At 34.8% G+C, this 10,017-nt stretch carries 9 protein-coding genes and 1 rRNA gene; 9 read left to right on the forward strand and 1 reads right to left on the reverse strand.

Going from position 1 to position 10,017, the window contains the following annotated elements; genetic code table 11:
• Positions 1 to 20 precede the first annotated feature (20 nt).
• The 5 genes from ILA26_RS01840 to ILA26_RS01860 all read left to right on the forward strand — a co-directional run bounded on the left by ILA26_RS01840 (position 21) and on the right by ILA26_RS01860 (position 5,268).
• Entirely contained in the window at positions 21 to 1,103 is a 1,083-nt protein-coding gene (locus tag ILA26_RS01840; protein ID WP_292893457.1) for a phospho-N-acetylmuramoyl-pentapeptide-transferase, read from the forward strand.
• A gap of 468 nt (positions 1,104 to 1,571) precedes the next feature.
• Positions 1,572 to 3,014, forward strand: a complete 1,443-nt coding sequence (locus tag ILA26_RS01845) for a Mur ligase family protein (RefSeq protein ID WP_292893477.1) — start codon at positions 1,572 to 1,574, stop codon at positions 3,012 to 3,014.
• 82 nt (positions 3,015 to 3,096) lie between these two features.
• On the forward strand, positions 3,097 to 3,543 hold the full coding sequence (locus ILA26_RS01850) for a hypothetical protein (protein ID WP_292893459.1): 447 nt from the start codon (positions 3,097 to 3,099) through the stop codon (positions 3,541 to 3,543).
• The gene (locus ILA26_RS01855; RefSeq protein ID WP_292893462.1) at positions 3,540 to 4,805 is read left to right on the forward strand and encodes a hypothetical protein; all 1,266 of its coding nucleotides are present in this window, start codon (positions 3,540 to 3,542) and stop codon (positions 4,803 to 4,805) included. The genes ILA26_RS01850 and ILA26_RS01855 overlap by 4 nt, the downstream gene beginning before the upstream one ends.
• Positions 4,806 to 4,836: 31 nt before the next feature.
• Positions 4,837 to 5,268, forward strand: a complete 432-nt coding sequence (locus tag ILA26_RS01860; protein ID WP_292893465.1) for a DUF356 domain-containing protein — start codon at positions 4,837 to 4,839, stop codon at positions 5,266 to 5,268.
• On the opposite strand, the gene ILA26_RS01865 is transcribed toward ILA26_RS01860, so the two are convergent.
• Positions 5,269 to 5,763, reverse strand: a complete 495-nt coding sequence (locus ILA26_RS01865; RefSeq protein ID WP_292893468.1) for a multiprotein bridging factor aMBF1 — start codon at positions 5,761 to 5,763, stop codon at positions 5,269 to 5,271.
• A 178-nt stretch (positions 5,764 to 5,941) separates the two neighbouring features.
• Between ILA26_RS01865 and ILA26_RS01870 the strand changes: the two genes are divergently transcribed.
• The 4 genes from ILA26_RS01870 to ILA26_RS01885 form a co-directional block, all read left to right on the forward strand.
• Positions 5,942 to 7,180: a proteasome-activating nucleotidase gene (locus ILA26_RS01870; RefSeq protein WP_292893480.1), complete on the forward strand. Its 1,239-nt coding sequence runs from the start codon at positions 5,942 to 5,944 to the stop codon at positions 7,178 to 7,180.
• 132 nt (positions 7,181 to 7,312) lie between these two features.
• The gene (locus tag ILA26_RS01875) at positions 7,313 to 8,290 is read left to right on the forward strand and encodes a PH domain-containing protein (protein WP_292893471.1); all 978 of its coding nucleotides are present in this window, start codon (positions 7,313 to 7,315) and stop codon (positions 8,288 to 8,290) included.
• 45 nt (positions 8,291 to 8,335) lie between these two features.
• Entirely contained in the window at positions 8,336 to 9,373 is a 1,038-nt protein-coding gene (locus tag ILA26_RS01880; RefSeq protein WP_292893474.1) for a TIGR01177 family methyltransferase, read from the forward strand.
• A gap of 518 nt (positions 9,374 to 9,891) precedes the next feature.
• Positions 9,892 to 10,017, forward strand: a 16S ribosomal RNA gene (locus tag ILA26_RS01885); the annotation flags it as partial.

A 10,017-nucleotide genomic window follows, 5' to 3' on the forward strand; every position in this document is an offset into this window, starting at 1 on the left:
TTATTAGTTTAAAAGATTTATTGTGTGGTAGAATGTATAATACAGATATGTTAATTCTTTTTTTAATAACATTATGTGCATCCATATTCTTTACATGGTATGTTAAAAGGATATTGTTGCAGGCAAGGATTGCAGACAATCCTATAGTTAGTGAACATAGACATAAAAGCGGTACTCCTACAATGGGAGGTATTGCATTTTTATTTACAATTTCTTTGATTATAGCATTATACTATCAAAACACTCCAATATTGATAGTTTCATTCATAATGCTTGCTGGAGGAATCGTGGGTTTAGTCGACGATTTAATCGGTCTTAAAGTTAAAGAAGTTCAAAAAATTGTTGTAAACACTTCCAATGAGGTAATAACTCTTGGAAGATTGGATGTTGAACCTGGTGAAGAAGTTCGTGTAGCCACTCCAAAGGCAAAGGCTGAAGTTGATGACTTGCTTAAGGCAGGTAAAGTTGAAGTAATCGGAGAAGTTCCAATCAAGACCGAACCTGAAGAACTTGAAAAAATCATCTGTCAAATAGTATTGGGATTATTCTTGGGATTAACCGGTGTAGTTACAACATTGGGCGGATTCACATTAGGAATATTGGCTATTCCTATTGTTATCATTGCAATTTTAGGTTGTATCAATTCAGTCAATCTTATAGATGGTATGGACGGTCTTGCGGCAGGTATCGTTGGAATTGCATCAATTGCATGTTGTGTTTACGGATACTTATTTGGTCCAGCTACAATTATGCCCCCATTCCTAATCCTATCAGGTTTATGTTTAGGATTCCTGGTGTTCAACAAGTACCCTGCATCCATTTTCATGGGTGACACAGGTTCATTTGTATTGGGTACAGGTTATGCAGCTGCAGTTTTAGTATGTGATATTCCATACTTTGGTGTGCTTGCATTGGGAGTTCCAATTTTATCAGTTGTTGTAAGCTTATTGCATAGGGCAAATATCATTAAATTACCGGTAGAACCACTACATCACACATTAAATCATTACGGAATGTCAGAAATAAAAATCGTATTAACATATTGGGGGACTACTTTATTGTTATGTGTAGTTGGAATACTTGCTAAAATGTATGTATTCTAATTTACTTTTTCTTTTTTTGGTGATACTATGAATATAAAAGATTTGGCTAATGCTATCAATGGAAAACTTGTGGGTAATGATGATTTCTTTTCTATTGATGGATTTACAGGAAAAATTACATTTTTAAATGATGCTCACACAGGAGATATTGTTATAAGGGAGTCTATAGATCCTGCAGGTGTTGAAATTGCATTTGATAAGAATATTGCATGCCTTATCACACCGGATGCTAAAGAGGGCACTGTTGAGACTGCTGAACGTTTAAACTTTCCACTAATTATCATAGAGGATATCGAAACCGCAAAGGAATTCGTATCCAAACTTTCAGAGAAACAAAATTCAAAAGAGAAAACTGGTTTGGTTCATAAGGTTGGAGACAAACTCATTCCTGGGGATGTTTCAATTGGTGGAATTGCAGACAAGATTACATTTTTAAATAGGGATGATGCCGACGCTGAAAACACATATGTGGAAGAACTTGAAGACATTAATGATTTGGCAAAGGCTGTCGAAGGTAAACTTGTGGGAAATGATGAATTCTTCTCAATTGATGGGTTTACAGGTAAGTTCACATTTTTAAATGACGCTCATACTGGTGATATCGTTATAAGGCATTGGATTAATGCAACCGGTGTTGAAATTGCATTTGATAAGAATATTGCATGCCTTATCACACAAACCCCTAAGGATGGAGCTATTGAACTTGCAGAAAGGCTCAACTTCCCGTTAATCATTACAGATAAGATTGAACTTGCAAACGCATATGCGCTTTCACACACTATCAAGAAATATTCTCCGGATTCAACTAATGTCGTAATTACCGGAACAAACGGAAAGTCAACAACTTCACATTTAATTTATCATATATTGAATAATGCAGGTTATCATGTTTTGACAAATACAGACAGCGAATCAGAATTCAATACATTAATAGACCCGATGGTTTCCAAATTGATCTCAGATGAAGTCGTTGCAAATGGAAAACTCGACTATTTGGTCATTGAGGTGTCTGAGGTTCAAGGCTGGTTGGACAAGCTGATGAAAAATCATGCCGCATTGATGAGTGAAGCTATCAAGCCAGAAGTTGGAGTCATAACAAATATAGCAATGGACCATATCGGACTTGTCAATTCAATTGAAGATGTGTTTGATGAAATTAAAGCTGTTCCTAAAGCTATTGGTGGTGGAGTGACAGTTTTAAATCATGATGATGAGTTGGTCTTAAAGTTGGATGCTGAAAATCCATTCTACACTTCAATGTCTCCATTAGCTGAGGAAAATTCCGTGTATTTCGATGGAGAGAATATAATATATGAAGGGAATTCAATTTTAACTGTTGATGAATTGCCATTCAAGGGCAGTCACTTCATACAGAATATTTTGTCTGCAGTGGGCGCTTGTATCTCATTAGGAATCGACATCAATGACATTGTTGATGGGGTCAAATCATATAAGGCATTGAACAGACGTTTTGCTAAATTAAGTGATGATCCATTGATATATGATGACTTTGCCCATAATCCGGATGGAATCAAGGCAACCATCAGCGAAACCTTAAAGTTACTCCCTCAAAACCAAAAATTGCACCTTGCATGTGCGATTAGGGGTTCAAGAGGAGTGGAAATTAATCAGTTAAATGTTGATGCTTTGGTAGAGTCAATGACAGATGACATAGTGTTGTATCTGTCTTCAAGCAATGATGTTGTGAATGATTTGAACTTTGTTGAAGATGATGAAAGGGAAGTATTTTTCAAAACCTTGGATGAAAACAATGTTGAGTATGTTCATTTTGATAATTTAAAGGACTGTTTAACTGAGGTTTGCAATAACGCTGAAGCTGATGATGTTATCTTATTGATTGGAGCTCAAGGGATGGACCCTGCTGAGTCACTTTTAAAAGAGATAAAATAAATTTAAATATTATTGTAATTTAATATAATAAATGTATAAATTTATTCTTTCGAATAAATATTGATACTAAGAGGAAATAAACATGTTTATAAAGACTAGGAGAGACACACTAATAATTTTATTATTGGCATTTATTTTAATTGTCTGTGGTCGTTTAATCACATATGTTGCATTTGCATCCTCTGATGATATTAATGACGGTATTCCAATATCTGGGGTAATCATTAAAGGTAATGATGTTGTTCCGGTGGATACCATCAGATATAATGTAATGCAAGCAGGTTTTAGGGATGGTAGTGTAATATATGGGGATATTCTAAAAACCTCCAAAAGAGAGGTTTCGTTGCAGGACGCGATACAGACGGCGCAGGAATTTGCAACACGGTCAACTGTGCCAGGTACATCTGTTCAACCAATCACAGCTGCAGATGTTCAAGTAGATAAAAATACGGGTGTTGTTACAGTTACTGTTATAGAGGACTTTTCATCTGTTGAAATAAAGAATAAAACAAGCGAGGCGAGTGGATGAAGTTGAATAAATTCCATGTTTCAATTGTTTTTTTAATCATATTCTTAATGACTATGAGTAGTGTTGCGGCTACCTGTAACATTATAGTTATTACCGATCCTAGTGGTAATGACCCTAATGGTGCTGCTGCAGGGAGTATGTCTTTTGCAGAAAACATGTTCCAATCCACATTTTTAATGTCTAAGAACAATCATTTTGCGGTACTCTCCGGGGGTACAGGTAGTTCAGACACTAGGTTGGATTCCATTGTTGATGCAGTTGCAAATCTTGAAAACAATGCATCTGCTGCTTCTGCGGCATCCATAGCATCCCAATATAAGGGTGCTCGTCTTGTAGTCGGTGGTCCAAATATTGGTGCAGCTATTGGAGGATCATTTAACGCTTACGTTATCACTGTAGATGATGCAAGTAATGATATTAAAGTTACTCCTTACAGTAGTGGGGTTGCTACTTTACAGCCTGGTCAAAAAGGAGCTATTATTCACTTGAGGAACACTGCAGGAAACCCATTATATGGTACAGCTGACAATGTTAGAAAAGAAACCGCAATGAATATTGGAAAAATGATTAGGGATGGATATTCCGCTACAACTATTCTTTCAGAAGCGATGGGTGAAGTTGCTCACGATTCTGGTGAAAAATACGGTGGGGGTGGAGTGAACCTTATTTCAGGAATTTCCACTGACGACATGTTCATACCTAAAGACATGAACCAAACAGGTTATCCGATGGACGAGGAGTATTCGAAGGTCTGTGATGAATGTGGTTGGGCTACAGGTTATCCTGCCGCTGAAGCTTATGACAGATGTCCGGTTTGCGGTTCAGAGTTAAGGATTGTATACGCTTATGAGGCATTAGGATCTGCCTTGACAGTCAGTTCAAATGCAGTTAGTGTATCCGTTTACGGTACAGACAAACCTGGAGTTGCATCAACAACTCAAGAAATTGTTGAAGCATCTGTTGCAAAATATGGTTATGATGCATCAGCTATTGCAGGTTCAATTAACCGTGCTATTAACAATGGTCTATTGATGGGTGTTGACCACGTTGAACCTAAGGACCTTAACGTAAAACAAGGTTCCAAAGCTGTTGGTGTTTATTATAATGCACTTCCAGGTGACAGATCTGCTCCTGCATGGGATTTACCTATTGACGGAAACATCCTGAACATTTTAGGTAGTATCCAAACGGCTGTAGGTATAATTTTAATCCTATTGGTTGTATTCAGAAGTAGGTTATTGAAATCTTTCCAAAATAGGTGATTCACCTATTCTTTATTTTTTTGTGATAATTATGGCATTAATTTTAATTAGAGGGGAAAACAATTCAAAATTGCTCAATGCAATTGCAGATATGGAACGTCATGGCAGTTTGAACTTGACATCCAAACCTAAGGTTGTCGACGCTTCCTTTGCGGATAAGTTGGTTGAAGGAATTTTGAACTCAAAACTCAGAACAAAATCTAATGTTGCCACTGCTTTTTTTGTTAAAGAGGATACCACATTAAGCATTATGCAAGTTAAAAAAATCCATCCTCCTGCTCATGTAGTTGTCGTCAGTGATGAATACGGTGCATATTCAAAATTAGAATATGTGTTAAACAAGGCAGAGGACTTCAAGGGATATCAATCTAACAAGGCTATTAATGATGGTATGATTGATTATAAAATTGATAAAAAAGAGAGGCATATAAAAAATGATAAATTAAATAGCTATATGAAATAGCTATTTTCTTTTAATTTTCATTACATTGCCTAATGTGCGTTCCCCAGAGGAACTGTTCACGAATTGATTTAAGTCGATATTGTCTACTTTTTCAAGTAATTTAATGTTCAACGCTTTTTCTAATTTTTTTGTGACCTTATTGTCAGGGGTCATTTTTCCGGTTTCAATTCTTGAGATGACTGAAACCCTTTCATTGATTCTTTTACCTAATTCTTCACGAGACCAATCTTTTGATTCTCTAGCTTTTCTTACTTCGAAGCTAAAATCTTCAATTAATTCCTCTGAAGGTTCAACATTTCTTGAATAAGGTTTGTTTCTAGTTGTGGTTGGTCTTTTTGTTTTGTTATTCTGTTTAACAAATCTAGGTTTAGGTTGAGCCTTTTGCACTGTTCCCAATTTTGAACACTCTTTACATACAACCATCACTGATCCTTCGATTTTAGCTCTTATTGGATTGTTTTCAGGTACGGGTTTACCGCATATTTCACATTCCATAATAACCAGTCTCCTTATTTTTTAATTAAATATATATTTATAATACGTTATATAATATTGTTAGTATTAGATGAAATGAATACCTTTAAATACTTTAAAGTTACTAATTGTTATTAAAGTAACATGTTGTAGAAAATTTAACTAACTGGAGATGATTCACATGGATGATTTTAATGATTTGGAAAACTCCTCAAAAGATGAATTAATCGAAAAGGTAGAATCTATGCAAGAAGAAATAGATTCATTAAGAGAAGAGAAATCCAAAGCTAAAAGTAACTTAATGTGGAAAGTTAGGAAATTAGAAAAAGATAAAGTCTTAATTGAAAATGAAAAGATCAGATTAGAAAGGGAAGCTAAATCCTTACGTTCAGAAGTGGATAGATTTAGGTCTCCACCTTTGGTGCTTGCTACCATTACTGAAGTATTAGATGATCACAGGATGACTGTAAAAAGCAGTACAGGACCTAGTTTTCTTGTTAATTACTCAAAATTCTTAGATGAAAAATTATTAGTTCCAGGTTCAAGAGTTGCACTAAATCAACAAACTTTTGGTATTGTTGAAGTATTGCCATCAGAAAAAGATGCAAATGTTTCAGGTATGGAAATTGAAACAAAACCAGATATTACTTATGATAAAATTGGTGGTTTAGAAGAGCAAATCATAGAAGTTAAAGAAACTGTAGAACTTCCGTTAACCGAACCAGAATTATTTGAAAAAGTAGGTATTGAACCTCCTAAAGGTATATTGTTATATGGACCTCCTGGAACCGGTAAAACATTACTTGCAAAAGCTGTAGCTAATGAAACCAACGCTACTTTTATTAAAATTGTAGCTTCCGAGTTTGTTAAGAAATATATAGGTGAAGGTGCAAGACTCGTGCGTGAAGTGTTCGAGCTTGCTAAAGAGAAAGCACCTGCAATCATATTCATAGATGAATTGGATGCTGTTGCAGCTAAAAGACTTAAAAGTTCCACCAGTGGGGACAGGGAAGTTCAAAGGACTTTAATGCAATTACTTGCAGAACTTGATGGATTCGAATCAAGAGGAGATATCGGAATTATTGGGGCTACCAACAGGCCTGATATTTTGGATCCTGCACTTTTACGTCCAGGACGTTTTGACAGATTCATTGAAGTTCCTCTTCCGAATATTGATGGAAGACGTGAAATCCTTAAAATTCACACTAAAAACATGTCATTGGATGAAGAGGCAGATGTTGACTTGCTTGCCGAGTTAACTGATGAATTATCCGGTGCAGATTTAAAAGCAGTATGTACTGAAGCTGGTATGTTTGCAATTCGTGATAAACGTGACAAGATTATGGTGTCCGACTTTATGGATGCTATCGAAAAGGTCATGAGTAAATCCAAAGAAGACGAATTGTTCAAATCAGAAGCAGGCGTAATGTTTGGATAAATATTATTGAAGAATAAGCCAATGATGAACCCTATGAGCTCTGATACGTGATGAATGATGGGCGAGCTGAGGCTTATTTTTACTATCTTTTTTTGTAAAACTTTATTTAAAAGTAATTCTAATAGTATAATTATGTTGTTTAATAAAAATGATGAAAATGTTAGAGATAGGGGCATTTATAAAACTAAACCCAATATGCTTTTAGGTTGCAAAAAGGCAATTTATGGAGTTATTTTATTATTGATTATTCTATTCATTTCACCTATGGTAATCAAATTCATTGGTGAAATGCAGGTTTATCTGATTTCATATGTTAGGCTTTCTTTAACAAGATACGTTGCTATTGCAGTATTTGTCATCATTCTTATTGATGTAATTTATATAATTTGGCAACTGGTTGGATGGTATTCCCTTGAATACACTTTCACCGATTCCAAAATTATTATTAAATCTGGAGTATTGTCCACTAAGAAAAATTACATGCCCTACGCTACAATACAAGATATTAATACTTCTCAAGGTATTCTTGCTAAGATTTTTAATGTAGGGACAATTAGCGTATTCAGTGCTTATGACAATAATCAAATGGAAATCCAAAACGTTTCCAACCCTTCAGAAGTTGAAGAGATTATTTTTTCAAGAATGGTTGGTCAAAGGAACTTCCAGGCTCCTCCGCAAAGGTTCCCTCCTCAACAGCATAATGATTATGAAAGTGATTTACGTGCGAGGGAGGATTTCTTGGGAAGAAACGATTATTATGATGAGTATGAACCGATCACTCCAATAACTCATGAGAGCAATTCATATCCTAGAAGGGAGTATGAATATTATCCTGAAGATTTTGATACCATTACTCCTCAACATCATACCTATGAATATGAGCCGTTTGAGAGAGGATATAATAATTCTCCAAACAGCGATTCTCAAGATAGCTATTATAATCAAATAAGGGATGAGTATTCTTACAGTAATGATAATCACTATCAGAATAATGGTCCCGAACCTTATTATAATGATGGTGTCGATGAATTTGCACAAAGTGAAGAAAAGGATATAGATGATTCTTCACAAGATGTGATAAGAAGACATTTTGATAAATTCAAAAAATGAAACTTTTTTTATTAATCCTGATTATATCATTTAAGGTGAATTTTAATGGAATTATTATGTATACAATCACAAGAACATCCGGAGCTGCCGTTGGCTGAACTAAAAGCAGTCATGGAATGTGAAAATATTGACGCTGAAATAGAAAAGGTCTGTGAAGGGCTGGTTATACTGAAAGACATTTCACCGGACAATCTGGATAGTTATTATGAAACATTGACAAGACGATTGGGATACACTCATGAGGTGCATGAGATGATTGTACGGTCTGATGTTGATAATTTGGATAGTGATGTTTCAGGCATTGACTGGTCAGAATATATTGATGAAAGCTTTGCCGTTCGTGTGAAAAGGTTCCATTCACAAATTGACACTGTTGGAACCGAAAGGAATGTGGGTACATTAATTCTTGATAACTGTGATGATATCAAGGTAAATTTGACAAAACCGAAATCCCTGGTGAGGGTTGTTGCATTTGAAAATAATTTTTATGTTGCTATTGAAAGAATTAAATTGAATAAAAAACATTTTGAAGATAGTAAACCTCACAAAAGACCGTTTTTCTATCCTGGTTCTATGAATCCAAAGCTGGCAAGATGTATGGTAAACCTATCCCGGATTAGGGAAGGTCAATTATTGCTTGATCCGTTTTGCGGAACTGGAGGTATTTTGATTGAAGCAGGTTTAATCGGATGTAAGGTTGTAGGGTCTGATGTCTATTGGAAAATGAAAAATGGAACTGCCATTAATTTGGATTATTATGGAATTACTGATTACAGGACATTCAATGTTGACGTTCGTGAACTTAAAATGTATGAAAAGGTAGCGAGTGTTGTAACTGATCCTCCTTATGGAATCTCAACCTCAACCGGTGATGTTGACGGTGAGGAAATTTTCAATGAATTCTTCCGTTCAATATATGATAATATGAAGGATGACGCATACCTTTGTATGGCTTCTCCTCACTATGTTGACCTTAATCCGATGGTAGAAGATGTTGGATTTGAGATTGTTGAACAATACAGGATTAAAATGCATAAAAGTTTAACAAGAATTATCTCTGTTATACGTAAAAAGTTGAAATAAGGGATACATTTATATACTACTTATTTCTTTTTGAATATTTTCATGTTAAAAAACCTTTATCTCTTTTTTATTTATTATTTTTGCCAATATTTTTTTCTTAAATCCATTTTTTCGAATTTTAATAAATTATTATGTTATTTCTTTTTAAAATTTATTTTTTTTAATAAATCAACTTAAAAAGTTTTATTATTTTTAATTTAGCTAAATTGATTTTTTATTTCATAATTTAAAATTTTTTGCAATATTTTTTAATTGAATTTGTTAATAAAATTTGTCTGCCTATAAGATGTGCTATGTGTTTTATGGCGATGACCTAAGTAACATTGTATGGAACAATATTTACTATGATGGTTGCTTTCCGCATGTAGCTATACATTTGTGAGTACTTGAATTTTCTCAAGTATGATGTTGGTTTTGTAGTATGTGGTGAATTAGTTACAAACTAGTTTAGTGTAATACTCGTCTATATTTAGCGTACTTCATAATACTTTATACTTATTATGTCTGTTATGTGTTCAATTCTGTTTGATCCTGGCAGATGCTACTGCTATTGGGATTCGATTAAGCCATGCAAGTCGAACGAGTTTAGGCTCGTGGCGTACGGCTCAGTAACACGTGGATAACCTACCCTTAGGACCGGGATA

The organism is Methanobrevibacter sp., assembly GCF_017940815.1.
Lineage (GTDB): Archaea > Methanobacteriota > Methanobacteria > Methanobacteriales > Methanobacteriaceae > Methanocatella.

What these genes read in the sequence shown, in the direction of transcription:
- ILA26_RS01875 (WP_292893471.1), top strand. Translation starts at nt 7,313, where the DNA reads ATGTTGTTTAATAAAAATGATGAAAATGTTAGAGATAGGGGCATTTAT.
- ILA26_RS01850 (WP_292893459.1), top strand. Translation starts at nt 3,097, where the DNA reads ATGTTTATAAAGACTAGGAGAGACACACTAATAATTTTATTATTGGCA.
- ILA26_RS01865 (WP_292893468.1), bottom strand. Translation starts at nt 5,763, where the DNA reads ATGGAATGTGAAATATGCGGTAAACCCGTACCTGAAAACAATCCAATA.
- ILA26_RS01860 (WP_292893465.1), top strand. Translation starts at nt 4,837, where the DNA reads ATGGCATTAATTTTAATTAGAGGGGAAAACAATTCAAAATTGCTCAAT.
- ILA26_RS01880 (WP_292893474.1), top strand. Translation starts at nt 8,336, where the DNA reads ATGGAATTATTATGTATACAATCACAAGAACATCCGGAGCTGCCGTTG.
- ILA26_RS01855 (WP_292893462.1), top strand. Translation starts at nt 3,540, where the DNA reads ATGAAGTTGAATAAATTCCATGTTTCAATTGTTTTTTTAATCATATTC.